At 55.9% G+C, this 25639-nt stretch carries 24 protein-coding genes; 5 read left to right on the top strand and 19 right to left on the bottom strand.

Features of this window, described 5'->3' with window-relative positions:
• The first annotated feature begins 61 nt into the window (after window positions 1-61).
• Window positions 62-472, top strand: coding sequence for a YbhQ family protein (locus tag ELK40_RS07250; protein ID WP_045909493.1), 411 nt, complete (start codon window positions 62-64; stop codon window positions 470-472).
• On the opposite strand, the gene ELK40_RS07255 is transcribed toward ELK40_RS07250, so the two are convergent.
• Genes ELK40_RS07255 through cecR form a run of 5 tightly spaced genes read right to left on the bottom strand, consistent with a single transcriptional unit; the run spans window position 434 to window position 6074 of the window.
• On the bottom strand, window positions 434-1540 hold the full coding sequence (locus ELK40_RS07255; protein WP_039261395.1) for an ABC transporter permease: 1107 nt from the start codon (window positions 1538-1540) through the stop codon (window positions 434-436). The two genes, ELK40_RS07250 and ELK40_RS07255, sit on opposite strands and share 39 nt — an antisense overlap.
• Before the next feature lie 9 nt (window positions 1541-1549).
• On the bottom strand, window positions 1550-2683 hold the full coding sequence (locus ELK40_RS07260) for an ABC transporter permease (RefSeq protein WP_115874545.1): 1134 nt from the start codon (window positions 2681-2683) through the stop codon (window positions 1550-1552).
• Complete coding sequence (locus tag ELK40_RS07265) at window positions 2673-4412, bottom strand: ATP-binding cassette domain-containing protein (protein ID WP_127730119.1); 1740 nt, start codon at window positions 4410-4412, stop codon at window positions 2673-2675. The genes ELK40_RS07260 and ELK40_RS07265 overlap by 11 nt, the downstream gene beginning before the upstream one ends.
• A complete protein-coding gene (gene hlyD, locus ELK40_RS07270) occupies window positions 4405-5400 on the bottom strand; it encodes a secretion protein HlyD (protein ID WP_127730121.1) in 996 nt (331 codons plus the stop codon). The genes ELK40_RS07265 and hlyD overlap by 8 nt, the downstream gene beginning before the upstream one ends.
• Window positions 5397-6074, bottom strand: coding sequence for a transcriptional regulator CecR (cecR, locus tag ELK40_RS07275; protein WP_127730123.1), 678 nt, complete (start codon window positions 6072-6074; stop codon window positions 5397-5399). The genes hlyD and cecR overlap by 4 nt, the downstream gene beginning before the upstream one ends.
• Window positions 6075-6279: 205 nt before the next feature.
• Here cecR and rhlE point away from each other — a divergent pair, with 205 nt between their 5' ends.
• Window positions 6280-7659: an ATP-dependent RNA helicase RhlE gene (gene rhlE, locus ELK40_RS07280; protein ID WP_127730125.1), complete on the top strand. Its 1380-nt coding sequence runs from the start codon at window positions 6280-6282 to the stop codon at window positions 7657-7659.
• Between the two features lie 97 nt (window positions 7660-7756).
• Entirely contained in the window at window positions 7757-9934 is a 2178-nt protein-coding gene (gene dinG, locus ELK40_RS07285; protein WP_127730127.1) for an ATP-dependent DNA helicase DinG, read from the top strand.
• On the opposite strand, the gene ELK40_RS07290 is transcribed toward dinG, so the two are convergent.
• The 5 genes from ELK40_RS07290 to ELK40_RS07310 form a co-directional block, all read right to left on the bottom strand.
• Complete coding sequence (locus ELK40_RS07290; RefSeq protein WP_127730129.1) at window positions 9921-10424, bottom strand: fimbrial protein; 504 nt, start codon at window positions 10422-10424, stop codon at window positions 9921-9923. The two genes, dinG and ELK40_RS07290, sit on opposite strands and share 14 nt — an antisense overlap.
• On the bottom strand, window positions 10421-11413 hold the full coding sequence (locus ELK40_RS07295; RefSeq protein ID WP_127732745.1) for a fimbrial protein: 993 nt from the start codon (window positions 11411-11413) through the stop codon (window positions 10421-10423). The genes ELK40_RS07290 and ELK40_RS07295 overlap by 4 nt, the downstream gene beginning before the upstream one ends.
• Before the next feature lie 20 nt (window positions 11414-11433).
• Window positions 11434-13935: a fimbria/pilus outer membrane usher protein gene (locus ELK40_RS07300; RefSeq protein ID WP_244599411.1), complete on the bottom strand. Its 2502-nt coding sequence runs from the start codon at window positions 13933-13935 to the stop codon at window positions 11434-11436.
• Between the two features lie 66 nt (window positions 13936-14001).
• Entirely contained in the window at window positions 14002-14676 is a 675-nt protein-coding gene (locus ELK40_RS07305; protein ID WP_115874553.1) for a molecular chaperone, read from the bottom strand.
• A 68-nt stretch (window positions 14677-14744) separates the two neighbouring features.
• Complete coding sequence (locus ELK40_RS07310; protein WP_115874554.1) at window positions 14745-15281, bottom strand: fimbrial protein; 537 nt, start codon at window positions 15279-15281, stop codon at window positions 14745-14747.
• A gap of 266 nt (window positions 15282-15547) precedes the next feature.
• Here ELK40_RS07310 and ybiB point away from each other — a divergent pair, with 266 nt between their 5' ends.
• The gene (ybiB, locus tag ELK40_RS07315) at window positions 15548-16510 is read left to right on the top strand and encodes a DNA-binding protein YbiB (protein WP_115874555.1); all 963 of its coding nucleotides are present in this window, start codon (window positions 15548-15550) and stop codon (window positions 16508-16510) included.
• 116 nt (window positions 16511-16626) lie between these two features.
• On the opposite strand, the gene ybiJ is transcribed toward ybiB, so the two are convergent.
• The 3 genes from ybiJ to mcbA all read right to left on the bottom strand — a co-directional run bounded on the left by ybiJ (window position 16627) and on the right by mcbA (window position 17828).
• Window positions 16627-16887 (bottom strand): DUF1471 family protein YbiJ, encoded by a 261-nt coding sequence (gene ybiJ / locus ELK40_RS07320; protein ID WP_127730133.1) that lies wholly within the window; start codon window positions 16885-16887, stop codon window positions 16627-16629.
• Window positions 16888-17172: 285 nt separating this feature from the next.
• Window positions 17173-17439 carry a DksA/TraR family C4-type zinc finger protein gene (locus ELK40_RS07325; RefSeq protein ID WP_127730135.1) on the bottom strand — a complete coding sequence of 89 codons (267 nt, stop codon included), beginning with the start codon at window positions 17437-17439 and terminating at the stop codon, window positions 17173-17175.
• 122 nt (window positions 17440-17561) lie between these two features.
• Entirely contained in the window at window positions 17562-17828 is a 267-nt protein-coding gene (mcbA, locus tag ELK40_RS07330; protein ID WP_111963837.1) for a DUF1471 family periplasmic protein McbA, read from the bottom strand.
• Between the two features lie 243 nt (window positions 17829-18071).
• Here mcbA and rlmF point away from each other — a divergent pair, with 243 nt between their 5' ends.
• Window positions 18072-18983, top strand: coding sequence for a 23S rRNA (adenine(1618)-N(6))-methyltransferase RlmF (gene rlmF / locus ELK40_RS07335; protein WP_164850618.1), 912 nt, complete (start codon window positions 18072-18074; stop codon window positions 18981-18983).
• Window positions 18984-19031: 48 nt separating this feature from the next.
• Here the strand turns inward: rlmF and ybiO are convergent, their stop codons facing one another.
• The 6 genes from ybiO to rhtA form a co-directional block, all read right to left on the bottom strand.
• A complete protein-coding gene (gene ybiO / locus ELK40_RS07340; protein WP_127730137.1) occupies window positions 19032-21245 on the bottom strand; it encodes a mechanosensitive channel protein in 2214 nt (737 codons plus the stop codon).
• Between the two features lie 124 nt (window positions 21246-21369).
• Window positions 21370-22092, bottom strand: coding sequence for a glutamine ABC transporter ATP-binding protein GlnQ (glnQ, locus tag ELK40_RS07345; RefSeq protein WP_028012446.1), 723 nt, complete (start codon window positions 22090-22092; stop codon window positions 21370-21372).
• Window positions 22089-22748, bottom strand: coding sequence for a glutamine ABC transporter permease GlnP (gene glnP, locus ELK40_RS07350; RefSeq protein ID WP_014169254.1), 660 nt, complete (start codon window positions 22746-22748; stop codon window positions 22089-22091). Before glnP ends, glnQ begins: the two co-directional genes overlap by 4 nt.
• 84 nt (window positions 22749-22832) lie before the next feature.
• Window positions 22833-23576: a glutamine ABC transporter substrate-binding protein GlnH gene (gene glnH, locus ELK40_RS07355; protein ID WP_013097464.1), complete on the bottom strand. Its 744-nt coding sequence runs from the start codon at window positions 23574-23576 to the stop codon at window positions 22833-22835.
• A 362-nt stretch (window positions 23577-23938) separates the two neighbouring features.
• Window positions 23939-24442, bottom strand: coding sequence for a DNA starvation/stationary phase protection protein Dps (gene dps, locus ELK40_RS07360; protein WP_063408106.1), 504 nt, complete (start codon window positions 24440-24442; stop codon window positions 23939-23941).
• A gap of 299 nt (window positions 24443-24741) precedes the next feature.
• Entirely contained in the window at window positions 24742-25629 is an 888-nt protein-coding gene (gene rhtA / locus ELK40_RS07365; protein WP_023334998.1) for a threonine/homoserine exporter RhtA, read from the bottom strand.
• Between the last annotated feature and the right edge of the window lie 10 nt (window positions 25630-25639).

A 25639-nucleotide genomic window follows, 5' to 3' on the forward strand; every position in this document is an offset into this window, starting at 1 on the left:
GAATTTTCCGTAAAGTGCGGTAGTCTGATTAAGCAGAGAAAAATCCTTCAGGAGAGAAGCCATGAAGTGGCAACAACGTGTTCGTGTCGCAACTGGCCTGAGTTGCTGGCAGATAATGTTGCATTTACTGGTCGTGGCCGTACTGGTGATGGGCTGGATGAGCGGCACGCTGGTGCGCGTTGGCCTGGGGCTATGCGTCCTTTACGGCGTCACCGTGCTGTCGATGCTGTTCTTACAGCGCCACCATGAAGCGCGCTGGCGCGAGGTGGGTGACGTGCTCGAAGAGCTCACCACCACCTGGTACTTTGGTGCGGCGATGATTGTTCTGTGGCTGCTGTCACGCGTGCTGCAAAACAACCTGCTGCTGGCCCTGGCGGGTCTGGCTATCCTCGCAGGGCCTGCGGTGGTCTCGTTGCTGACCAAAGAGAAAAAGCTACGCGATGTTGCGTCTAAACATCGCATAGGCCACTGAGCCCGTCGTGGCCGCTATGACCAGTAGCGGCCACAAACTTCCCCAGACGATATCCAGACTCGCATCCTTCAGATAGATTTGCTTGGTGATGTCCGTAAAGTGTCGAATCGGATTTACCCACGTCAGATCCTGTAGCCATACCGGCATGTTCTCGACGGGAGAAACATAGCCCGAGAGCAAGATCGCGGGCATCATAAAGACGAATACCCCGATAAACGCCTGCTGCTGCGTCGAGCAGAGCGCCGAGATCAGCAGCCCAAACCCCACCAGCGACAGCCCGTAAATCACCATCGTGAAGTAAAACAGCGCCAGCGAACCGGCGAACGGGATCTGATAGGCCCAAATACCGACTCCCAGCACGATGGTGGCCTGGAACGTCGCGACGATCAGCGCCGGCACCGCTTTGCCGACGAAAATTTGCCAGGTGGCGAGCGGGGAGACCAGCAGCTGATCCAGCGTGCCCTGTTCACGCTCTCGGGCGACGGAGAGAGAGGTCACAATCATCACCCCGATGGTGGTGATCATGGCGATCAGCGACGGCACCACGAACCACTTGTAGTCCAGATTCGGGTTATACCAGTTGCGCACCACCAGCTCGCTGTTGTTGGGCTTCGGTTTGCCGTCCATCAGCTCCTGCTGGTAATCCTTCACCACCTGCTGCAGATAGTTGGCGGCTATCTGGGCGCTGTTGGAGTTACGCCCATCGAGGATCAGCTGCATCGGCGCGGTCTGGAAGGTATCCAGATTACGGGAAAAATCCGCCGGGAACCGCACCAGCAGCAGCGCTTTTTGCGTGTCGATGGTGGGCTGGATCTCCTGCGGGCTTTTCAGCAGCAGGATGTGGGTAAAGGCTTTCGCACGCGCAAAGCGCTGCGTTAGCTCGACGGAATGTTTGCCGTTGTCTTCGTTGTAAATGGCAATGGTGGCGTTGGTCACCTCCAGCGTGGCGGCAAACGGGAACAGTAAAACCTGGATCAGCACCGGCAACACCAGAATGGCGCGGGTTTGCGGCTCGCGCAGCAGGGATTGCAGCTCTTTGCGTATTAACGTCCATAAACGGTGAAACATGCGCGCTCCTTAATCTAACCGCCGTTTGGTTTTCATCCACGTCAAACCGATAAACATCACCGCCGACGCCATTAAAAACAGCGTGTTGATAATCAGCACTACCGGAATATTCCCCGCCAGGAACAGGCTTTGCAGCGTGCTCACGAAGTAGCGCGCCGGGATAATGTAGGTCACGGCGCGGATGACGGCAGGCATACTGTCTATCTGGAAGATAAACCCTGAGAGCATTATTGACGGCAGAAAAGCGGCGTTCAGCGCCACCTGCGCGGCGTTAAACTGGTTGCGGGTGATGGTGGAGATGAGTAACCCCATGCCAAGCGTGCTGAGTAAAAACAGGCTGGTGATAAAGAACAGCACGACCAGCGAGCCGCGATACGGCACGCCGAGGATAAAGACGGACACCAGCATACAGAGCAGCATCGCCAGCATGCCGAGGAAGTAGTAGGGAATAAGCTTGCACAGCAGCAGCTCGACGCGCGTCACTTCGGTTGAAAGCAGCGCCTCCATGGTGCCGCGCTCCCACTCGCGGGCGATCACCAGCGAGGTTAGGATCGCGCCAATCACCGTCATGATAATCGTCACCGCGCCCGGAATAATGAAGTGCTGGCTGATGGCTGCGGGGTTAAACCAGTAGCGGGTCTGTACGTCGATCAGCGGTTTAAATTCTTCACCCCGATCTTCCGCCCGCTGCATTTGCCACAGCTGCCAGATCCCCTCCGCGTAGCCCTGCACGAAGTTCGCGGTGTTTGGCTCGCTGCCGTCGGTAATCACCTGGATCGGCGCATCGGTATTTGCCCGCGCCATGTTGGCGGCAAAATTCACCGGAATGACGATCAGACCGCGAATCTTCCCGGCCTGCATCTTCTGGATCAGTTCCTGACGATTGTCGCTGATGGTGGCGTCAATGTAGGGCGAACCGGTCATGGCGTGGGTAAAGTCCAGCGCCTCTTTGCTCTGCTGCTCCAGCAAAATTCCGACCCGCAGCTTGCTGGAATCCAGGTTAATGCCGTAGCCAAAGATAAACAGCAGCAGCAGGGGGATCACTACCGCAATCAGCCAACTGCTGGGGTCACGCACGATCTGCCGCGTCTCTTTAATGCACAGCGCGCGCACCCTGCGCCAGGAAATGGCCTTACTGCGCATGGGCATTCTCCTTATCCCAGTCGTGGATGAGGGTGATAAACGCCTGCTCCATGGTCGGGTCCGGTACCTCATCGTCGGCGGCCTGGTTTTTCAGGTCGTCCGGCGTGCCGTGGGCAATCAGCTTGCCGCGATACACCAGCCCGATGCGGTCGCAGTACTCCGCCTCGTCCATGAAGTGGGTGGTCACCATCACGGTCACGCCTTTTTCCACCATGCTGTTGATATGCAGCCAGAACTCGCGGCGGGTAATGGGATCAACGCCAGACGTGGGTTCATCCAGAAACAGAATATCCGGCTCGTGCATCAGCGAGCAGGCCAGCGCCAGCCGCTGCTTAAAGCCGAGCGGCAGCTCGTCGGTGGCGTGTGAAGCAATGTTCGTTAACCCGAAGGCATCGCTCATGCGGCGGATTTTGTCGTTCTGCGCCCGCCCGCGTAGGCCATACACGCCGGAGAAAAAGCGCAGATTCTGCTCGACCGTCAGGTTGCCATACAGGGAAAACTTCTGCGCCATGTAGCCCAGGTGCTGGCGCGCCTTGCCGGAGCTGACCTTCAGGTCCATATCCAGCACCAGCGCCTTGCCGGACGTCGGCACCAGCAGGCCACACATCATCTTAAAGGTGGTCGATTTTCCCGCGCCGTTAGGCCCGAGCAGGCCAAAAATCTCACCGCGCTTCACGGCAAAATTCACGTTGTCGGTGGCGGCGAAATCCCCGAACTTTTTGGTGAGGGATTTGGCTTCGATCACCGTTTCGCCCGGCGTGCCTTCCACCGTGTGCAGAATCGCCCCAAGCGGCGATTCTGACGTGCCCGCGCCGCCCAGCAGGTCGATAAACGCGTCCTCAAAGCGCGGCGCGGTCTCTTCCATCTCTATCGTCGGCATGCCGGGCGCATGGCGAATATCGTCGATTGTGGTCTCTTTTTTGAGGATCACCCGTACCGAGCGGCCCTGAATCATCCCGTCGCTGACCTGCGGCAGTTTGAGCACCCGCTGCAGCAGCCTGCGGTTGGACTCCTGCGGGCTGTGCAGCAGGAAGCTGCGCCCGGCCATGCTCTGCGTCAGCGTCGTAGGCTCGCCCTGATAAAGCAGTTCGCCTTCGTTCATCAGCAGCACGTCACGGCACTGCTCCGCTTCGTCGAGGTAGGAGGTGCTCCAGAGGATCAGCATCCCGTCGCCCGCCAGCTCGTGCACCATCTGCCACAGTTCTCGTCGCGAAATCGGGTCCACGCCGACGCCGGGCTCGTCCAGCAGCAGCACCTTTGGCTCGCCGACCAGCGTGCAGGCAAGCCCCAGCTTCTGCTTCATCCCACCGGACAGCTTGCCCGCGAGCCGGTCGGTGAACGGGCCGAGGGAGGTAAACTCCAGCAGGCGGGCGAAGGTTTTCTGTCGCGTTTCGCCGGTAACGCTGCGCAGGTCGGCGTACAGGTTCAGGTTTTCCATCACCGTCAGATCTTCATACAGGCCAAACTTCTGCGGCATATAGCCGAGCATGGCGTGGAGCGCGCCGTCGTCTTTAATCGGATCCAGGCCCAGCACGCTGGCCGAGCCTTCATCCGGCTTCAGCAGTCCGGCCAGCATCCGCATCAGCGTGGTTTTCCCCGCGCCGTCCGGGCCGACCAGCCCGGTCACATAGCCCTTCTGGATAGTGCAGTTCAGCGGCGCGACAGCCGGTTTGTCCATTCCCGCGAAGCGTTTAACCAGATTGTTGAGCTGAATAACCGCGTCATTCATGTCGTTCCCCGTTGTCTACTTTTACGGTGACGGGCATGCCCTGGCGCAGCGCGTCGTCCGCATCGGTCACGATGATGCGCAGGCGATACACCAGGTCGGTACGCAGGTCCGGTGTTTCAACGGTTTTCGGCGTGAATTCGGCGGTAGGGGAGACAAAGCCCACTTTGCCGTGGTACGGCTTGTCCGGGCGACCGTCGGTATAGAGCAGCAGCTCGCGGCCCGGCTGCATCTGGCCGAGATTCGGTTCATCAATGTAGGCGCGCACCCAGACCGGGCGGGTCAGGGAGAGCGTTAAGACGGTGCTGCCCGCGCTGAGCATGCTGCCGGGCTCCACGGCGCGGGTCATCAGCGTACCGTCAGACGGTGCGATTAAGGTGGTGTCGTGCAGATCGAGCTCTGCCTGCGCCAGCTGCGCCTGCGCCTGTTCAAGGCTGGCTTTCGCCTGGGCGATATCCTGCGGGCGGTTACCGGTGTGGTACTGGCTTAACTTATCCTGCGCGGATTTTAGCGTTGCCTGCGCCTGGTCGCGGGACGAACGCGCATTTTCCAGATCGTTGGCGGAAATGGTGCGGCTTTTCCACAGCCCCTGCTGGCGCGCGTAGAAGTTCTGCGCGTAGTCATAGGCGGCCTGCGCCTGCTTAACGGCGGCGGCGGCCTGGGCAATCTCTTCGTCGCGATAGCCGGCCAGCATCAGGTCATACTGTGCCTGGGCGACGGACACGCCTGCTTTGGCTTGCAGCAGCGCATTCTCATAGGGCGCTTTGTCCAGCATCCCCAGCGTCTGCCCGCTTTTAATGGCATCGCCTTCGTCCACGCTCAGCGAGGCGAGACGACCGCCTACGCGGAAGCTCATGTTCACCGTGCGAATATCCACGTTACCGTACAGCGTCAGGCCTTTATCCTGATGGCCTTGATACCACAGCCATCCACCGACGCCTGCGGCAAGCAAAACAACGACCACCAGAACGATGGCGACAGGTTTTTTCATGACTTCGGGCTCCTTTGCGTTAAGCCTTGCAGGATCAGATCGAGATGACAGGCGATGACCTGGCTAATCTGCACGGCTTTATCCTCATCAAATTGTGTCCAGCCGGTGCGTAACAGGATGGTTTCCCTGCCCAGACGGAAGGCCAGAATTTCACCCAGCAGGGCGTGGGTATGCAAAATTGTCTCGGTATCACTGGCGTCCCGCCCGGTATAGGCGGCGATCAGCCGGGTCAGGTGGGTATGCATCGGAGCAATGACCCGATCGTGTACCCGCTGGTAGGCGGCAGTGGGGGAGAGCTGCTCGCGGGAGATAAACTTGCTCAGGTTGAGCGTATCGTCGTGCGTCAGCAGGCGGATCATGTTGTTACAGGCAGTGAGGATCAGCTGGCGGATGGCCTCGCGATCGGGCGACGGCTGGCCGAGCAGCGCGGTGGCCTCCTCGACGTGTGGGTGAAACTGCGTGCCGATAAAATCGGCGATCCACTCGGCGCAGGCGAGATATAAATCCTCTTTTGAGCCAAAATAGTAGGTAATCGCCGCAATGTTCTGCCCGGCCAGCGCGGCGATATCGCGCGTGGTTGCATGCAGGCCGTACTCACCAAACTGCGCCAGCGCGGCGGCGATAAGCTGGTTTTTGGCCTGTTCACCTTTGGTTGTTGTGGGTGTCGTATTCATGGCGGCATTAAGAATTAATCAATCGATTGATTAAGATTATGCCTGATTCCCGCTAACGTCGAGGGAATGCGGAGGGATATTTTATGCGCCACGTCACAAAAGCTGCTACACTCCGCTCCTTCGCGACATTGTGGTTTTTGTCCTCTCAATTGTTATATCTCCCTGAAAACTACACCTGTGATGGTCGGGGCGGTTCGGAGTTTTTATGTCTTTTGATTCCCTTGGCCTGAACCCGGAAATTCTGCGCGCGATCGCAGAGCAGGGCTACGTTGAGCCAACCCCAATCCAGCAGCAGGCGATCCCCGCCGTTCTTCAGGGACGTGACCTGATGGCCAGCGCCCAGACCGGCACCGGTAAAACCGCGGGCTTTACCCTGCCGCTGTTAGAGCTGCTGGTAAAAAATCAGCCGCACGCCAAAGGCCGTCGTCCGGTTCGTGCCCTGATCCTCACCCCAACCCGCGAGCTGGCCGCGCAGATTGGCGAGAACGTGCGTGACTATAGCCGCTATCTCAACATTCGCTCGCTGGTGGTTTTCGGTGGCGTCAGCATCAACCCGCAGATGATGAAGCTGCGCGGCGGCGTGGACGTGCTCATAGCAACGCCGGGCCGTCTGCTTGACCTCGAACACCAGAACGCGGTGAAGCTCGATAGCATTGAAATTCTGGTGCTGGACGAAGCCGACCGCATGCTCGACATGGGCTTCATCCATGATATTCGTCGCGTGCTGGCCAAGCTGCCCGCGCGTCGTCAGAACCTGCTCTTCTCTGCGACCTTCTCCGACGAGATCAAGGCGCTGGCGGAAAAGCTGCTGCATAACCCGCTGGAAGTGGAAGTGGCGCGCCGCAACACCGCCTCCGAGCAGGTGACGCAGCACGTTCACTTTGTGGATAAAAAGCGCAAGCGGGAACTGCTCTCCCAGATGATAGGCCAGGGTAACTGGCAGCAGGTGCTGGTCTTTACCCGCACCAAGCACGGTGCCAACCACCTGGCTGAACAGCTGAACAAAGACGGCATCCGCAGTGCGGCGATCCACGGTAACAAGAGCCAGGGCGCGCGTACCCGTGCGCTGGCGGACTTCAAGTGCGGCGACATCCGCGTGCTGGTGGCCACCGACATCGCTGCCCGTGGCCTCGACATTGAAGAGCTGCCGCACGTGGTGAACTACGAGCTGCCAAACGTGCCGGAAGATTACGTGCACCGTATCGGCCGTACCGGCCGTGCGGCGGCCACCGGTGAAGCGCTCTCTCTGGTTTGCGTGGACGAGCACAAGCTGCTGCGTGACATCGAACGCCTGCTGAAGAAAGAGATCCCGCGCATCGAAACCCCGGGCTATGAAGTGGACCCGTCAATCAAAGCCGAGCCGATTCAGAACGGTCGTCAGGGCGGTCGCGGTCAGGGCGGCGGCGGTCGCGGCCAGCAGCCGCGTCGTGCCGAAGGTGGCGCGCCGAAGTCATCCGGCAAACCGCCGCGTCGTAGCAACGACGGCAAACCGGCCGGCGAAAACCCGTGGCGCAGCGGCGAAGGCAAGCCGGCAGGGGAAGGGCAGCGTCGACGCCGCCCGCGTAAACCTGCTAACCCGCAGTAATATGGAAGCCCGGTCGTAAAGCCGGGCTTTTCTTTTTGCGGCAGAGAAGAGAAAGTGCCACAATAGTGGCTGTTTATACAGTGTTTCAGGTTTTCCGATGGCTTTAACCGCTGCGCTCAAGGCGCAAATTGGCGCATGGTATAAGGCGCTACAACAGCAGATCCCCGACTTTATCCCCCGAGCGCCGCAGCGGCAGATGATTGCCGACGTGGCAAAAACGCTCGCCGGGGACGACGGGCGACATCTGGCGATTGAAGCCCCGACCGGCGTCGGGAAAACCCTGTCGTATCTCATTCCCGGCATCGCGATTGCGCGGGAAGAGGACAAAACGCTGGTGGTCAGCACCGCCAACGTGGCCTTGCAGGACCAGATCTTTAGTAAAGATTTACCGCTGCTGCGCAAAATCATCCCCGACCTGCGGTTTACGGCCGCCTTCGGCCGCGGGCGCTACGTCTGCCCGCGTAACCTGGCAGGGCTTGCCAGCAGCGAGGCGTCGCAACAGGATTTGTTGGCGTTCCTCGACGACGATCTCACGCCAAACAACAAAGCCGAGCAGGAGCTCTGCGCAACGCTGAAAGGCGATCTTGATGGCTATAAGTGGGACGGCCTGCGCGATCACACCGATAAAGCCATCAGCGACGATCTGTGGCGCAGGCTCAGCACCGACAAAGCCAGCTGTCTGAACCGCAACTGTCACTACTACCGCGAATGCCCGTTCTTCGTCGCGCGGCGCGAAATTCAGGAAGCCGAAGTGGTGGTGGCTAACCACGCCCTGGTGATGGCGGCGCTGGAGAGCGAAGCGGTGCTGCCGGAGCCGAAAAACCTGCTGCTGGTGCTCGACGAAGGACACCATCTGCCCGACGTGGCGCGCGACGCGCTGGAGATGAGCGCGGAAATTACCGCGCCCTGGTTCCGCCTGCAGCTGGATCTCTTCTGCAAGCTTGTCGCCACCTGCATGGAGCAGTTCCGCCCGAAAACCACGCCGCCGCTGGCGGTACCGGAGCGTCTGAGCGACCACTGTGAAGAGGTTTACAGCCTTATCTCGTCGCTGAACAACATCCTGAATCTTTATCTTCCGGCAACCCAGGAGGCCGAACACCGTTTTGCCATGGGCGAACTGCCGGACGAGGTGATGGACATCTGCCAGCAGCTGGCGAAGCATCTGGAAAAGCTGCGCGGGCTGGCGGAGATGTTCCTGAACGATCTCAGCGAGAAAACCGGCACCCATGACGTTGTTCGCCTGCACCGTATCCTTCTGCAAATGAACCGTGCGCTGGGGATGTTCGAAGCGCAGAGCAAGCTCTGGCGGCTGGCCTCGATGGCGCAGGCGTCGGGCGCGCCGGTCACCAAATGGGCCACCCGTGAAGTGCGAGACGGCCAGGTGCATCTCTTTTTCCACTGCGTGGGCATCCGCGTGGCCGATCAGCTGGAAAAGCTCATCTGGCGCAGCGTACCGCACGTGGTGGTCACCTCCGCCACGCTGCGCTCCCTGAACAGTTTTTCTCGTTTGCAGGAAATGAGCGGGCTTAAAGAGAAAGCGGGCGATCGTTTTGTCGCGCTGGACTCGCCGTTTAACCACTGCGAGCAGGGTAAGCTGGTGATCCCGCGCATGAATTACGAGCCGCTCATCGACAACGAAGAGCAGCACATTGCGGAAATGGCGGCCTACTTCCGCGAACAGGTTGAGAGCAGGAAATACCCCGGCATGCTGGTGCTGTTTGCCAGCGGACGCGCGATGCAGCGCTTCCTGGAGCACGTCACCGATCTGCGTTTATTGCTGCTGGTGCAGGGCGATCAGCCGCGCTACCGGCTGGTGGAAACGCACCGCAAACGCATTGATAACGGCGAGCGCAGCGTGCTGGTGGGATTACAGTCCTTCGCGGAAGGTCTGGATTTGAAGGGCGATTACCTGACGCAGGTGCATATCCATAAAATCGCCTTCCCGCCTATCGATAGCCCGGTGGTGATCACCGAAGGGGAGTGGCTGAAAAGCCTCAATCGCTATCCGTTTGAGGTGCAGAGTTTACCTGCGGCATCGTTTAACCTCATTCAGCAGGTCGGGCGTCTGATCCGTAGCCACGGCTGCTGGGGGGAGGTGGTGATTTATGACAAACGTCTGCTCACCAAAAATTACGGCCAACGGCTACTGAACGCGCTGCCGATCTTCCCGATCGAACAGCCAGAGGTGCCCGAGGTAAAAAAACGCCCGGCAAAACCAGCCGCCGGGCGCAAGAAAAGCATCCGTGCTAAGGGGCACGGTCCTACTGGTAAATGAAGGTCACCTGCACCACGCTGCTGAACGTTCCTGCCGTGACCGGCAATGAGGTGGCGTAATAGCGGGCGGCCAGCGGGAAATCCGCCGTGTGATTGTTCTGGTTGATCAGCACGCTGAAGCTGGCGTCCGGGGCAAGCGAGATCTGATCCTGCGGGTCGGCAAGCTCCAGCGCCAGTCCTTTCGCGGTTCCGGTGCTGGCGAATTTAGTCGGATGAAGGCTGTCTGGCTGACCGTGAAAGGTGGCCGTGGCCAGCACGGAAGTGGTTGGGCATTTCGACAGGGTTAAGTCGAATGATTTCCATTGTCCGGTATCGCCCACATCCTTAAAATCGCCGGTATTCGCTGTGCCCAGATTGACCGTCAGGTTCTGGCTGGCGCTGTCCACCTGGCAGGCGTTGGCATAAATGTTTCCGCGAACATCGAGTTGAATTTCTTCCGCCAGGCTCTGGCTGGCCACTCCAAGCAGTAAAAGGGTTAATAACATTTTCATTTGTAGGCTACCGTAATGGTTGCGACGGTATTCGCCGTTCCGGGCGTCACCTCCGAACTGGTTTGTTCGTAAGAGACGCTGAAGGGATATTGCGACTGGATATTGGCATAGGCGGTAAAGGTATTCATATATTGCCCGAAAACAGGTATCTGGCCGTTAAAGAGCATTTTCACCCCCACGCCGGTGGCGACGCCGCTTTCCGGCGTTAATTTGATCACGCCGGGAAAATTCGTTTCATAGCCATTGGCGCTGGTGATCATCATTTCCGGCTGTACATCCCGATCGCAGAGCATGCCGATATTGAATACCGACTGGGAGACCAGTGTTCCCGGACCGGTAAAACGGCTCACCGGAAAATCACCCAGCGTGACGGTCAGGGATTTAGGTGACACCGAACAGGTCACTGCTTTTACCTGAACATTGCCTGAGTAAGAGAGGGTATTAGGGTCACCCAGGGCCTCAACGCGTCCCACTGCAAGGTTGAATTGCGTATTGCTCATTGTCAGTGCGCCCGAAGCCACGGTTTCGCTGGTTTTTACCAGTTCCAGCATCACGTCAAAGCTAAAGGGGATGGTAGAGTCGCTGTTTATCGTACCGGAGACCTGGCCTACGGGCATATTCGCCGAACAAATCTGGTCCGCTGCGCCGGTCACGCGCTGTCCTTTATCATTTCTTAGCGAGATGCCGATACCAGCAACGCCTGTTTCATAGACGCCAGGGAGCCCGGGGATCTCTTTGCCGAAGCCGTTGTAGCACGCGATGATTGGCTGACCCGCATCCGGCGCGTAGTAACAGTTTCCCGATATGTGCACGGTGCGTTCAGTTCCCGGAATGGTCGAACCTACGGGCAGGCTGGTGGAGACTGAAATCGACGTTAATGATAGTAGCGCGGGCAGGCTCGGCGATTGGCAAGAAGCTTTCGCGTGCGGCATAAAGAGTGCTGCCGTCGCCAGAACTAAAAGTAAGAAAAATGATTTTGCTATCTGCATCATGATCGGTCCGGTGTTAATCAGTGACACTGCGCCGCAGCGTTAATAATGTTGGTGTTATCCTTCTCTTGCATCAGGGCGTAATCGGCGACGCAATGCTCGCTCCCCTCCTTGCCCCAGGAAACGAAAAGGCGTCCGTGCTGCGGCAGTCCGGTGAGATACACCACGCCGTCGTTACCGACGATAAATTCACTGCTCTTATCTTCCGTGGTAACCGTTGCGCCGAAGGGTAGCGGTTTGTCTTTCCAGGCCAGCGTCATTAAGACGCGGTTGCCCACGCGTGTATCGAAGCTGGCACGAACTATCGCGCCGCGTGTTGGTGTAACCGTCTGCGAGGCGTGCGTCACGTCGGCATCTTCTGGCAGTGTCTCCGTGTCCAGCGAAATTGGGGTGTGACGCCACGGAGTGACAAACGGCACCAGCGTATAGCCGCGATAGTCCGTTTCCACGCCCGTCTGGTTGGCAACGTGTGTGCCATGCGTGCCCGGCGCTTTAATCAGCACCACGGTTTCTCCCAGGGTCTGACCGAAGGTGATGCCGTCAGAGTGGGCGACAATGCCGCCCTGGATCCCGGCGTTCACGGTGTGCTGATGGCTGTCCTGGCTTACGCCGCCGTGCACTTCACCGTAGGTGCCTTTGTAATCCGCATTCATACTGGTGGCGGTGTTGTTATTGGCGCTGTCCAGCCCCTGCTGCACGTTCCAGCTCAGCTTGTCTCCCTCCAGCGCGGTACCATTCAGCCCCAGGTTGTGGGTGGTGCCGTCTTTACTGTTGTTCAGGCTGTAGTTTGCCCAGGTATTAGGCAGCCAGCGGTCGAGTGGAACCGACACGTTGAGGCCGATTTGTCGGTCATAGCTGATGGATTTACCGTCCTCGTCCGTGTCGTTGCTGTTTTTATTGACGCTGTAGCTCAGGCTATAGCTCACGCCGTGCCAGCTGTTGTTGTAGTTAACGCTCAGGGAGGTCATATCCTGACTCTGGCTCCAGTAACGCTCTTTCACCAGGCTTAGCGTCACCGAACCCCACTTGTCGCCCAGGGTCTGGTCGATGGTGGCCTCCGCCCGCGAGCGGCGCTGCTGTGGAGCGGACCAGTCATTTGCACTGGTCCAGGACTCCATGGTGTCCTGCAGGGTATAAAACCCTTTGCTGTTGTAGCGATAACCCGCCAGCGAAAAGTTAGTGCCGGTCGCGGTAAAATTTTTGCTGTAGCGCAGACGAAGGGATTGCCCTTTGCTGGTTTTGCGCTTTTTCAGTAACGCTTTGGCGCGGGTAACGTCTACGGAGAACGCTCCGAGATCGCCAAAGTTTTTCCCTGCACCGAGCGCGGCGGAGTGGTAATGCGAACTCTGTTGCGTACCGCCGTAAACGGTGACGCCGTGTGACAGGCCATAGATGGCGCTGCCCTGGGTGAAAGGGGTCTTCTCAACCTCTTTATCGTATGAACGGTAGCGCCCCGCAGCGACGCTGTACTTCAGGTGTTTTTCCCGCTGCAGCACCGGCACGGAGGCAAACGGCACCACGAAATGACTCTCGCTACCGTCGGTCTCTTTTACCGTGACGTTCAGATCGCCGCTGCTGCCGGTGGGGTAGAGATCGTTAATCTCAAACGCGCCTGGGGCGACGGTGTTTTGGTAGATAACGTAGCCATTCTGGCGAACCACCACCTGGGCGTTACTGTGCGCCGTACCGCGTACCACCGGGGCATACCCGCGCTCGCTGTCCGGCAGCATGTCGCTTTCGGTAGCCAGCTGTGCGCCAGTGTAAGAGACACTGTCGAAAACGTCGGCCTGGGTGCTGCTCTGTCCCACGGTCAGCTCGCTCTTCAGCCCCACGATATCGCGCTGGGCATAGGTGTAGACCGTGTTCAGCTTGCCGTCGTCCTGACCGCCATCCGAATTGTGGTTCCAGGTACTGTAATTACGCACGCGCCAGGCACCAATGTTAAAACCGGGACGCAGGTTAATAAACTGGCTGCTGTTGTCCGCTTCCCCTTGCTGGCGGGCGTGGCTTTGGCTGGCGTTAACGCTATAGTTCAGGATGCCCGCGGTGATCCCTTCGTCATACTCTTTCGGGTCGATGTAGCCGCGAGGCACCTGGCCCAGAGCCGACTGGGGAATACTCAGCAGTAGTTGCTGGTTTTTAATTCGGAAAGTTGCCGAGGCCGAAGGAATGGCGCTGAGGTCCGCGCATTCCCCTTTTGCCGCCAGCTTTGGATAATCTTTGGTTTTGATGCCCAGACGCGTTAATTCATCCAGACTCAGGCAAGGCTGCAGGGAATCTTCTCCCTGAGCATCTTTTTGTAATGTAAAAAGGACGTCACGGGTGTCGATTTTATTGTTATTGACGAACACCGTGACCTGATATTTACCTGGCGCCTGACCGGGACCTTTTTCATAAACAGAGAGATCGGTCTTTGCCTGCTCTGGATTATCAATATCCAGCAGGGCAGGGTTAAAATAATCATCAGCGTGGGCCTGCAGCGCGCAGCATGTCACCGCTATTCCACAAAAAGTGGGCAGCATTTCACGCAGTCGACGTAATAGCGGCTTATTTGTGCTGTACATGATTATTCAGGCGTCAACAGAGTATTAACGAACGGATGCAGACCAGGTTTTACTGATGCTTCCGTAATCGGTAATGACCGACCAGCTTACGGTGTTACCGCGCATATTTGCCGGAAGAGCAAAGCGGGTAGAGGTATTTGGCACAGCCCAGGTCGCTTTTGCCACTTTTTGGCCGTTCAGCGTAACGCTCTGGAAATTCATATAGAAAGGCGTGGGGTTGTTTACCACCAGATCATTGCCTTCGCGGTGCCATTCCAGTTTGTCAGCAACTGCTTCGGGTTTACCTTTAATCGATGCAGGGCGATACAGCAATTTAATACGGGTATTAATGGCTATTTGTAATGTATTAATGCCCTCTTCATGGCTTGAAGAAGGAATGGCTTTAATATTTAACCAGTACAACGACTCGCGGTCTTCTGGCATATTTCCGCCGGTGCGGACCACACGCAACACGTTATCTTCTTTAGCGTTCAGACGGAACAGCGGTGGAGTAATCAGAAATGGCGCTTTACCGCCTTTTTTCAAACCGGTATCCACCCAGGACTGTACCAGATAGTTAATCTCATCCGGATTGGAAATCCCAATCGAAGACTCTTTTTTCTCTCCCTGATAAACCAGTCGGGTGCCATTAATAATCACACCTGCATGGGCTGTTACTGCGGTCAGTAAAAGTGCGCTTAATAAATAACTGTGTCGCATAAATCTGTCTCAATGAAAGAGGAAATATTAGCCTTCGCGTGAAGACGAATATCTCCTCATTGATCGTATCAGTTATAAATCACTGTAAAAGTAGAGGCTGAGTTAGCCTGGCCGGCAGTGATCGATGCCTGAGTCTGAATATAACGCGCGCCAAACTCCAGATTATTTACCGTCGTTCCAGCAGCTAAAGGGTACTGCTTGGAAGGCGTATATAAACTGACAGGCTGTTCGGAAGAATCAACCAGCTGAATCGCCACGCCAGCTGCAGTCGTCGCACCCGGGGTCAAGGACAGCGTGGTGTTATTGTCCGCATCTGGCGTACCACCGAAATTAATGGCTGCAGACGTGACCGTTTCCGGGCAGTCTTTTAACTGAATATCAAATTTCGTTAAGGTGCTGGTAGAGCCTACACCTGTAAATGTTGTTTTGGATACTTTGCCCAGAGCAACATTCAGCGGACTGCTTAAGCCGTTAACGACCTGACAGGCGGAATCGATAATTTCACCTGTGAAGTTAATTTGCCCTTCACCGGTGGATGCTGCGAACGAAGATGCAGAGCATCCCAGAGCGGCAGCAATGAATAAACCTAAAGTGACTTTTTTCATATTTAAACCTGTATGTTTCTCCTTTCGACATCTGCATCCCGCATTATTCGAAGTTATGTCTCAACTACTCACCGCTGGTTATTTAATCAGAAAACTCGGGTCGGGAAAGGTCCTGCGCGGCTTCCAAATAATTCAATTAATTCTTGCAAAATAATTTTTCTCAATAAAACAATTAATTATAAAAATCAGCAGGGCGGCCAAAAAAACTAACGGCGGAGTCATTATCAGGGCTATATTGTTGATAACCTGCTGTAAGGAGAAATGTCGTGGATTATCGTAAAATTATCAAAGAGGTAGGGCGTGGGAAGCATCATGCCCGCGACCTGGACCATGAAACTGCTCGCGCGCTTTACACCCGTATGCTTAACGGCGAGGTTCCGGAGCTTGAGTTGGGCGGTATCCTTATTGCGCTGCGTATTAAAGGCGAAGGTGAAGCGGAGATGCATGGCTTCTATGAAGCCATGCAGGCACAAACGCTGCGCTTAACGCCGCCGGTGGCAAAACCTATGCCGATAGTGATCCCGAGCTACAACGGTGCGCGCAAGCAGGCAAATTTAACTCCGCTGCTCGCTATCTTATTACACAAGCTGGGATTCCCGGTGGTGGTGCACGGCGTAAGCGAAGATCCCACCCGCGTGCTGACGGAGACCATTTTCGGGATGTTGGGGATTGAACCAACGCTTCATGCCGGTCAGGCGCAGGCTAAGCTGGATGGCCACCAGCCTGTTTATATCCCGGTCGGCACGCTCTGCCCGCCGCTGGAGAAGCAGCTTGATATGCGCTGGCGCATGGGCGTGCGCAACAGCGCGCATACGCTGGCAAAACTGGCCACGCCGTTTGGCGAAGATGCCGCCCTGCGTCTCTCCAGCGTCTCGCACCCGGAATACGTGGCACGCGTGGGGCAATTCTTTGAGGCAATTGGCGCAAGGGCGCTGTTGATGCACGGCACGGAAGGCGAGGTTTATGCGAACCCGCAGCGCTGCCCGCAGATCATGCTGATTGATTCTTCAGGTACGCGCGCCATTCTTGAGCGTGGGGAAGAGAATACCGGCGTGATATTGCCTGAGGCAAAAGATCCCCATACTACAGCCCACTGGATTGAGCAGTGCCTTGCCGGAAATGTTCCTGTTCCGCATTCGATTAAGCTGCAAATGGCCTGCTGTTTGCTGGCAACCGGCGAAGTGGAATCTGTCCAGGCCGGGCTTGAACGTGTGGCGCAGGCGTTTTAGACAAAAAAAAGCCCGTCCAGTGGCGGACGGGCAAGCAAGGGTAACAACAACAGGGTCAATGAGGGTGGAGCAGCTCACCAGAGGGTATGGCGAGGGGACAGCATTCATTCAGTCGATTACTTGTAGATAACCGCGGTACCGCTCAGCTTGTTATTACCGTTAGCGGAAGTAATGGTGTATCCGCTTGCACCAGCAGCAGCGGCTTTTTCAGCCAGTTTGGCTTCCAGGCCGTCCAGCGTGGTGGCGCCATCAGCACTGACCACACCGACTTTATTCATGTTCTGTGCCTGAGCAGAAGAGACAGGCTCGACAGCGAAAGCGCCGAAAGACAGAGCGGACAGGGCAACAGCAGCTACAGCAAATTTGATGGTTTTCATAATTAATCTCTCGCAGGTGTTTCTGTTAAGGGGACGATGTTCCGTCGATGTGATAAGTATCACGGTTTTTCTCGAGAGATAAAATCGAAGAGAATTGACGTGGTTGCTCAAAAAAATTGAATGACAAATAACTTATTGAATATTAATAAATTCAAAGCACCGCTTTACACTTCTTGTGGATACGCTTTACAGACGCGAAATGAAGGGCACATTTTGCTACGCGGTTCGCTAAAAATCGTGAGCGTAAAGCCAGGGGAGTGCGCGGTTAGCTTAGGTAAAGTAAAGTCAACGTAGCTGGCTGTCTTTCGAAACTCTGCGATTATATCCCGAGTGCGATGAGTTTTTCGAATCTTTATGCTGCTGGCAGATGATGCAAAGCCTTACGCCGGGAATGGCTTTTCGGCGCGCTTCCGGAATGGGGTCTCCGCATTCTTCACATTCAGTTAGGCTTTCGCCGCGCGGAATTTCACCGCGGGCACGCGCAACCGCATCTTCAATAGTACTGTTGATCTGTTCGTTAACAGCGTCGTCATTTGCCCAGCCGGAAGCCATAGCGCCCTCCTGAAATCGGTTTAAGGTATACGTTCACTATGGGGTTAAAAAATGAACAATCAAGGCGAAGGGAGAAGAGAACTGCACCCGTTGGGCAGATGCAGTCTTGTGGAAGAGAAAGATTATTTATAGATGGTCGCGGTGCCGTACATATGGTTGTCTCCGCCAGCGGAGTTCACCACGAATCCTTTTGCACCCTCCTGGCGGGCTTTTTCAGCAAGTTTAGCCTGTAGATCGTCAAGGTTACTGGCGCGGCTAACCGAAACGGTGCCCGCAGGACGAAGCTGGCTGGTGTCGGTACTCTGGGTCAGCGACTGAACGGCCATGGCAGAAAATGACGCGGTCGTCAGGGCGGCTGCGATAACAGCAAGGGTCAGGTACTTTTTCATAATCACATCCTCATGAGGAAACAACAGGTGATTCCCCTTAAGTTTAGAAGCCTGACGAGTGTGACTTAGCGCAAATATTTGATGATGATCTGCTTATTTTTTGAACGATATAAGTTGACAATTCGCTGACGGATCATAGACATAAAGGTGCTTGATTTATGGCGAGTTTCTAAGCGCCGCAGAGAAAGATTTACCGTTGAGCCAGCACAGGGTATCTTACGCCGCTGTTTAAAGGAGAATGCCATGACTGCCCAAAAGCCGGGATTACACCCGCGAAATCGCCACCGCAGCCGCTACGACATGAACGCGTTATGCCTGAGCTGCCCGCCGCTGCAGGACTACCTTGTTCAGACCCCAGCGGGTGAGCCCTCGGTCAACTTTGCTGACCCGCAGGCGGTGAAAATGCTGAACAAAGCCCTGCTGGCGCATTTTTACGGTGTGGCTCAATGGGATATTCCGGAAGGCTTTCTCTGTCCACCCGTACCGGGCCGGGCTGATTACATTCACCACCTTGCTGACCTTCTTGCCGAAGGTAATGAGGGTGTTGTTCCACAGCAGGCCACCATTCTGGATATTGGCACCGGGGCAAACCTGATTTACCCGCTGATTGGCGCGCATGAATACCAGTGGCGCTTTACCGGAAGTGAAATCGGTGACGAGGCCTTTGCCAGCGCCCAGGCGATTATCAACGCTAACCCGGGATTAAGCCGCGCCATTCGCCTGCGTCGACAGAAAGATACGGCTTCGATCTTCAACGGCATTATTCACAAAAACGAAAGCTATGACGCCACGATGTGCAATCCACCTTTCCATGATTCGGCGGCATCGGCCCGTGCGGGCAGCGAGCGCAAGCGCCGCAACCTGGGTCAGGCTGAGGATGCCGCGCTGAATTTCGGTGGTCAGCAGCAGGAGCTCTGGTGTGAAGGGGGCGAAGTGGCGTTTATCCTGCGCATGATTGCGGAAAGCAAACAGTTTGGGCGTCAGGTGAAGTGGTTCACGACGCTGGTATCCCGCGGAGATAACCTGCCGCCACTTTACCGCGCCCTGACCGAGGCGGGCGCCGTAAAAGTGGTGAAAAAAGAGATGGCGCAGGGTCAGAAGCAAAGCCGCTTTATCGCCTGGTCGTTTATGGACAATAACAAACGTCGCAAATAGCACTCCGTCGTAGGCCGGGTAAGGCGAAGCCGCCACCCGGCAACCAGGCTACAGCGTCGGCTCCTGCGGAGGGAGCGGCGATGCGGGCGGCGGCAATACCTGATACGTCTGCACGGGCATCCGCACGTTCGCCAGATCGAAGTGTTTTTTCACCATGCTGTCGAGGGCAAAGCGCACCGTCCACTGCTTCAGCGGCTGGGTGGTGAACGACACGCGCAGGGTAAACGCCGTGTTCGTCAGCCCGACAATGCCGGCAAATGACGGCTCGCCAATCACCAGTCCGCGAATATCCTCCATCTGCATCAGCTCTTCTACCGCATCGCGCAGCGCCTGTTTCGCTTTATCGGCATCCTCATGACGATCCACATCGTAGTTCGCCACCACGGAACCAATGCCGCGCACAAAGTTGGCGAAGGTGGTTATCGAGGACCAGGGAATGATGTGGTACGCCCCGGTGTCCTGGCGCACGCCAACTGAACGGATGGACATCCTCTCAACGGTGCCGGTTAACGGCCCGATGGTTACCAGATCGCCCGTGTTCATCCCGTTCTCAAACTGGATAAAGATGCCGGTAATAATATCCTTCACCAGCGTTTGCGACCCGAAGGAGATCGCCAGGCCCAGGGCACCGGCACCGGCCAGCAGCGGGGCGATATTCACCCCGATTTCCGACAGCACAATCATGATGGTGATGGTACTGATAATGACCGCCAGCGCGTTACGGAACAACGTTAACAGCGTTCTTGCCCGCGCGCTGGGCAGAGGCCTGCCGTGAATATCCGATACCAGACGGTTCTCGATGAGGCTCGCCAGCAGCGTCCAGCCGACGGCAGAGAAGAACAAAATCAACGCGATGCGAATCAGGATGTCGACCGTTTTCTCACCCGCACCGTTGTGCAGCCAGTTCCAGAAATCAAACAGGCTCCAGGCATTCAGGAGCAGCATGATCGCCACGCAGACGGTGAGGATGCGCGCCACCTTCAGCGATACCGACATCCAGCCGTTTACCCGTTTTTGCAGTTCCGGGTAATTACGCTGTACCTGCGGCGACAGGGTGATGGTTTTCGAAATCCAGCTCGACAGCAGCCCCGATACAAACGCCGCGATCCCGATAATGGCCAGGCTTTTGAACGTCGCCCCCATCATAAATTTCAGGCTATTGCCCGGGTCGAACAGCGAGAAGAAGCACAATACGATGAAGTAGGCGCTTGCCAGCCAGTGCCACACCAGGGCGAAAGCGCGGATAAAGAGGCTAAAGAACGAAAGGGAGCGATCGGCCAGATTCAGCAGGCTTTGGGTAATGGTTTTTTTATTGTGGAAGATAAGATACAGCGACCAGACGGTAATGCAGATCATGATAATGACGTTTGCCAGCGCGCCAAACTGGACGTTTACCTGGTTGGAGATGATCGGCACGGCAACCAGCAGACCGTAGCCAATCAGCCCGCTGAGCACGCTCAGACGCAGCGCCCAGTACCTGGCGCTCGCATCGCGAATTGAGAAGGGACGTAGCTCCGGTACGTGCGGACAAAAGAGTAACCGCAGCAGCGCCTTGAAGAACTCGATCAGGGCAAAGGCATTCAGGAAAAGCGACTGCTGAAAGGCGATGGTTTTATTGCCTGCGTTCAGCCTGTCGGCGAGCATCTGGCCTAAAAACAGCGTCAAGGCCAGCAGCAGTAAATCGATGATAAACGCTGAGGCGATCATCAACGGCAGGTGCAGCCAGCTGCTTTTATGCTGATTCTTCCTTCGTCCCCATTGTCCCATTTTGCGGTACAGCGGCCACGCGCACAGGCGCACCAGCCAGTAAAAAAGAAATACCGCACCGGCCAGCATCAGGAACTGCGTGGCGGCGGCGGTAAACGTGTGTGGGTTAAACGGCTTATGCGGCGATCCAATCAGGTTGCGGTAGAGCTGAGCAAAGCGCGAGGAGAGGGCTTCCCCATAGTGGCGGCTTACGTCGGTGACATTTTCCAGCACCGTTTTTTGCTCCTCCACCTGGGGCGGGGTGATAGCAGGCACCGGCTCCTGCGGCGGCGTGGCGGCCACTTTCCTCAGCTGGCTGATGAGTTCCTGCCGGGAGGTGTCGTTCTCAAGGACGTCGGCGAGGGCGCTGTAGGCGGCTTTTTTCTGTTCGACATCCGGTTCCGGCGGGGGAGTATTTTGCTGGCTGGCGGTTGTTCCGGTGGTCACGCCGGGGATCGCGACGGCGAACGATGGCGCACTAAACAGGCTAATCAACAGCAACAGGATCCACGGCACGGCGTCCTCCGGTGAAAATGTCGAACAAAATGATAAGTATAGAAGTCGGGACGCGGAGGGGGATTTTTGGGAACAATCTGGCGTAAAAAAGCCGGGCATGCCCGGCTTACGTGTAAGCGAGAGATCAGGATACGTGCTGCAGGAACTCCTGCAAACGCTGACTCGGCGGGTTCGCAATCAATTCCTGCGGGTTACCGTCTTCCGCGATACGGCCTTTATCAATAAAGATCAGGCGGGACGCCACTTTCTCAGCGAAGCCGATTTCGTGGGTCACGATAACCATCGTCATCCCTTCTTCCGCCAGATCCTGCATGACTTTCAGCACCTCGTGGCGCAGCTCCGGGTCGAGTGCGGACGTAGGCTCATCAAACAGCATCATTTTCGGTTTGACCGCCAGGGCGCGGGCAATCGCCACGCGCTGCTGTTGACCACCGGACAGCTCGGAAGGGTAGTGGTGCGCGCGTTCAGCCAGGCCGACTTTCGCCAGCAGATCTTTTGCCAGCGCTTCCGCCGCCGCTTTGTTGGCACCGCGCACGCGCAGTGGGCCAAACATCACGTTCTCCAGCGCCGTCAGGTGCGGGAACAGGTAGAACTGCTGGAACACCATGCCCGCTTCCTGACGAATTAAGCGCTCGTCGACTTTCGGGTCGTTCACTTTCAGGCCGTCGACGATCAGATCGCCGCTGGTGATCTCTTCCAGCTTGTTGATGCAGCGCAGCAGGGTGGATTTACCGGAGCCGGATGGCCCAATAATCACCACCACTTCACCCTGTTTAATGTTCAGATCGATATTGTGCAGCACCTGGGTTGGGCCAAAGTGCTTGGAAACGTTTTTAAATTCAATCACAGGATTTTCATCCTTCTTTCAAGACGACGCAGAACGAAGCTCAGAACCAGAGTAATGATCAGGTAGACAACGGCTACCGCACTCCAGATTTCCAGCGCGCGGAAGTTGCCAGCAATGATCTCCTGACCCTGACGGGTCAGCTCGGCCACGCCGATAACAATGAACAGCGACGTATCTTTAATGCTGATGATCCACTGGTTGCCGAGCGGTGGCAGCATTCGACGCAGCGCCAGCGGCAGAATAACGTGGCGGATCGTTTCGCGACGAGAAAGACCTAACGCCAGACCGGCTTCACTGAAACCTTTATGAATCGACAGCACCGCACCGCGGGTGATTTCCGCAATATAGGCACCTGAGTTGATCATAATGGTGACGACGGCTGCGCTGAACGGGTCGATGCGCAGGTCGGTGAATGCCATTGGCAGGGCGAAGTAGATGAACATGACCTGCACGACAATAGGTGTGCCGCGGATCACTTCGATGAAAACCAGTGCGATGTGGTTTGCGATCCAGCCGCCGTAGGTGCGAGCGAAACCGGCGACAAGACCGATAATCAACCCACCAACCAGACCCAGGACCGAAATCCACAGAGTCATTTTAGCGCCTTCAAGCAAGATAGGAATGGCAGGCCAGATGGCGCTCCAGTCAAACTGCATGATAATTTCCTGTTACTGTTACCGTGTTTCAAAAATAGCAGGGGCGAAAGGTCGCCCCCGAGTGAACGTCATTTTTACGTCTTATTATTTAGGCTCGGTACCGAACCATTTTTTGTAGATTTCGTTATAGGTGCCGTTCTCTTTCAGCGTTTTCAACGCGCCGTTAACTTTCGTGCGCAGGTCGTCGCTGCCTTTCGGGAACGCGATACCATACTGCTGTGCTTCCAGAGACTCGCCAACGGCTTTGAACTTACCGTTACCGGCTGTTTTGATGAAGTACAGGATGTTAGGCGTGTCGTGAAGAACCGCGTCAGCACGGTTGGTGCCGAGTTCCATGTACGCGTTGTCGATGTTCGGGAACTGGCGCAGGTCTTTGGTTTTGATATTTGCTTTCGCGTAATCAACAGAACCGGTGCCGCTCTTCACCGCAACCACTTTGCCGTCGAGATCTTTCACGCTTTTTACGTCGTTATTATCGGCTTTGACCATGACCAGCAGGCCGCTTTTGTAGTAGCCGTCAGAGAAGTCGATCGCTTTTTTACGTTCATCGGTAATGGTGATACCTGCCAGCGCCAGATCAACGTTCTTGGTTTGCAGTGCCGGGATAATGCCGCTGAAGTCCATAGGCTTCAGGGTGTAATCCAGTTTGAGTTCTTTTGCGATAGCGGCCCACAGATCCACATCAAAACCAACGTATTTATCACCCTGTTTGAATTCAAACGGAACGAACGCCGTGTCGGTCGCCACAACCAGTTTGTCGGCAGCCTGAGAGGACACTGCAAAAGCCAGGGTAAGTGCAGCCAGTGAAACTTTTAATACAGACTTCATAGCATTTCCTTTTATATCCACGGGGCGATCCCCTGCGAGAACAGCTGGCACAATGAAAAAATCGTGCCAACTTTACAAGCTATTGTTTTGCAAAGGGGATGATGTCATGCATTGCACAATTAATGGGGCAATGAGGTTTTATTGCACCAAAGTGGAGCACTGTTTTGGTGCGCTTCGTTTGGCTCAACTGACGGGGAGATATTTAGCGTAAATTCTGACGAAAAAACAATCTTCCGTTAACGGTTGTGTGAGGTGATTATTACAATTTTTTCACTTTTGCACTGTCTCAGGCAAAAAACGTGCACCATAGATATGCAAAACCCTCACCGGAAGGCGAGGGTTGGATAGAAATTTCGTATGAATTATTCGATGTTAGATTCGATGAACCACAGGAATTGATCCAGGTCGCGGGACGCGGCGGTAAAGATATCTGCAGTATCTTCATCTTTGGCTTCGCCAATCGCTTTGCGCACATCGTTTGCCACAATCGCGTAGCGGTCCGCCAGCTCTTTCAGGTGATCCTGAACGGTATGGATATCGAGCGGATAACTCTTCAGAGGCGTTTTGCTGTTGATCACCTGTGTGGTTCCCAGCGCCACGCCGCCTAGCTGAACGGCACGCTCAGCCATCGTATCGAGGTGGGTAACCAGTGCTGTGCGGAAGCCATCCAGCATTTCATGAACGGCAATAAAGTTTGCACCGCGCATATTCCAGTGGGCCTGTTTGGTGATCAGCGAAAGATCGATGAACTGGATCACCTGGCGATTCAGCAACTCAATGGTCGCTTTTTTGTCGCTGTCCGGTACATCGTTACGGGTATAAAGCAGATTAGACGCTTTCGTTTTCACCAGTTTAGCGGTACTCATAATCTCATATCCTCTTGATGTTTATGTCCCAGGTAATTACGGAACTAAGTATAGCACCGGATTTTTTCTCTGCGGTTTGGCTGTGCCTATCGGTTTAATAGCGAGAAGTGGGTTGAGAATTTAATTTATTGAAATTAGTGACTAATTTTTAAATTTATACAGATCAATCTTAATTGCTGGATGGGGACACAAACGTAGAGGGATATTTCGAAAATAGCGCAAAGTGTGTAAGAAATTATAACGTCTGCCTTTCTGGCCTTTATTCTGCATGGCGTGGAAGCCATGCAGAATATATGGCCTTAGCTGATATCCACCTTTTCAACTTTAGGTTCCGGGCGCATAGTGAGCGTAGAGCCCATTGAAGCCGCGATAATCGAGCAGAGCGCCAGCGTCTGGGTCAACGTGAGGGTTTCGCCGAGAAACACCATGCCGGAAATGGCGGCAAGGGCAGGCTCCATGCTCATCAGGGTGCCAAATATGCGTGTCGGCAGACGCGTAAGGGCAATCATCTCCAGAGAATAGGGGAGTGCGGTAGAGAGAATCGCGACTGCCAGCCCGATGGGCATGACGGACCATTGCCAGATAGATTCTGTTGCCTGCGCCATGCCGATGGGCACAAATACGATGGCCGCAATCAGAGAACCCAACGCCACCGTTGCCGGACCGTGCTCTTCGCCTGCACGCTGTCCCGTGAGAATATAGACAGCCCAGCAGGCGCCTGCACCCAGCGCCAGCGCGGCGCCCGTCAGATCAATCTCAGCGACACTCTGGCCCAGGGGAAGCAGGAACCATAAGCCCAGAACGGCTAGCACTACCCAGATAAAATCGACCGGACGTCGCGAGGAGAAAAGCGCCACCGCCAGCGGACCGGTAAACTCCAGCGCGACGGCGATCCCCAGCGGTATCGTCTGTATAGAGAGGTAGAACAGATAGTTCATCGCCCCCAGGGAGAGTCCATAAAACAGCAGGGGTAAACGCTGCTCCTTTTTGAAGCGCAGACGCCAGGGTTTGAAAATGACCACCAGTATCGCCGTGCCCAGCACGATACGCAGGGCTGTTACCCCGGGCGCACCGACCAGCGGAAAAAGTGATTTTGCAAGCGAAGCACCGCTTTGAATGGACAACATGGCAATGAGTATCACTGCGACCGGCAACCAGACCGACGATGTGCGGGATAACCCAGGCATCCTTTCTCCT

The sequence above is a fragment of the Enterobacter sp. N18-03635 genome (assembly GCF_004006055.1).
GTDB lineage: Bacteria > Pseudomonadota > Gammaproteobacteria > Enterobacterales > Enterobacteriaceae > Enterobacter > Enterobacter vonholyi.

Bases quoted from the DNA above. Each gene is read 5' to 3' on its own strand.
- ELK40_RS07305 (WP_115874553.1), bottom strand. From the start codon at position 14,676: ATGCGACACAGTTATTTATTAAGCGCACTTTTACTGACCGCAGTAACA.
- ELK40_RS07295 (WP_127732745.1), bottom strand. From the start codon at position 11,413: ATGCAGATAGCAAAATCATTTTTCTTACTTTTAGTTCTGGCGACGGCA.
- rlmF (WP_164850618.1), top strand. From the start codon at position 18,072: ATGACTGCCCAAAAGCCGGGATTACACCCGCGAAATCGCCACCGCAGC.
- ELK40_RS07250 (WP_045909493.1), top strand. From the start codon at position 62: ATGAAGTGGCAACAACGTGTTCGTGTCGCAACTGGCCTGAGTTGCTGG.
- mcbA (WP_111963837.1), bottom strand. From the start codon at position 17,828: ATGAAAAAGTACCTGACCCTTGCTGTTATCGCAGCCGCCCTGACGACC.
- ELK40_RS07300 (WP_244599411.1), bottom strand. From the start codon at position 13,935: ATGCTGCCCACTTTTTGTGGAATAGCGGTGACATGCTGCGCGCTGCAG.
- ELK40_RS07325 (WP_127730135.1), bottom strand. From the start codon at position 17,439: ATGGCTTCCGGCTGGGCAAATGACGACGCTGTTAACGAACAGATCAAC.
- dps (WP_063408106.1), bottom strand. From the start codon at position 24,442: ATGAGTACCGCTAAACTGGTGAAAACGAAAGCGTCTAATCTGCTTTAT.
- rhlE (WP_127730125.1), top strand. From the start codon at position 6,280: ATGTCTTTTGATTCCCTTGGCCTGAACCCGGAAATTCTGCGCGCGATC.
- rhtA (WP_023334998.1), bottom strand. From the start codon at position 25,629: ATGCCTGGGTTATCCCGCACATCGTCGGTCTGGTTGCCGGTCGCAGTG.
- dinG (WP_127730127.1), top strand. From the start codon at position 7,757: ATGGCTTTAACCGCTGCGCTCAAGGCGCAAATTGGCGCATGGTATAAG.
- glnH (WP_013097464.1), bottom strand. From the start codon at position 23,576: ATGAAGTCTGTATTAAAAGTTTCACTGGCTGCACTTACCCTGGCTTTT.
- hlyD (WP_127730121.1), bottom strand. From the start codon at position 5,400: ATGAAAAAACCTGTCGCCATCGTTCTGGTGGTCGTTGTTTTGCTTGCC.
- ELK40_RS07260 (WP_115874545.1), bottom strand. From the start codon at position 2,683: ATGCGCAGTAAGGCCATTTCCTGGCGCAGGGTGCGCGCGCTGTGCATT.
- ELK40_RS07310 (WP_115874554.1), bottom strand. From the start codon at position 15,281: ATGAAAAAAGTCACTTTAGGTTTATTCATTGCTGCCGCTCTGGGATGC.
- glnP (WP_014169254.1), bottom strand. From the start codon at position 22,748: ATGCAGTTTGACTGGAGCGCCATCTGGCCTGCCATTCCTATCTTGCTT.
- ybiJ (WP_127730133.1), bottom strand. From the start codon at position 16,887: ATGAAAACCATCAAATTTGCTGTAGCTGCTGTTGCCCTGTCCGCTCTG.
- ELK40_RS07255 (WP_039261395.1), bottom strand. From the start codon at position 1,540: ATGTTTCACCGTTTATGGACGTTAATACGCAAAGAGCTGCAATCCCTG.
- ELK40_RS07265 (WP_127730119.1), bottom strand. From the start codon at position 4,412: ATGAATGACGCGGTTATTCAGCTCAACAATCTGGTTAAACGCTTCGCG.
- ELK40_RS07290 (WP_127730129.1), bottom strand. From the start codon at position 10,424: ATGAAAATGTTATTAACCCTTTTACTGCTTGGAGTGGCCAGCCAGAGC.
- cecR (WP_127730123.1), bottom strand. From the start codon at position 6,074: ATGAATACGACACCCACAACAACCAAAGGTGAACAGGCCAAAAACCAG.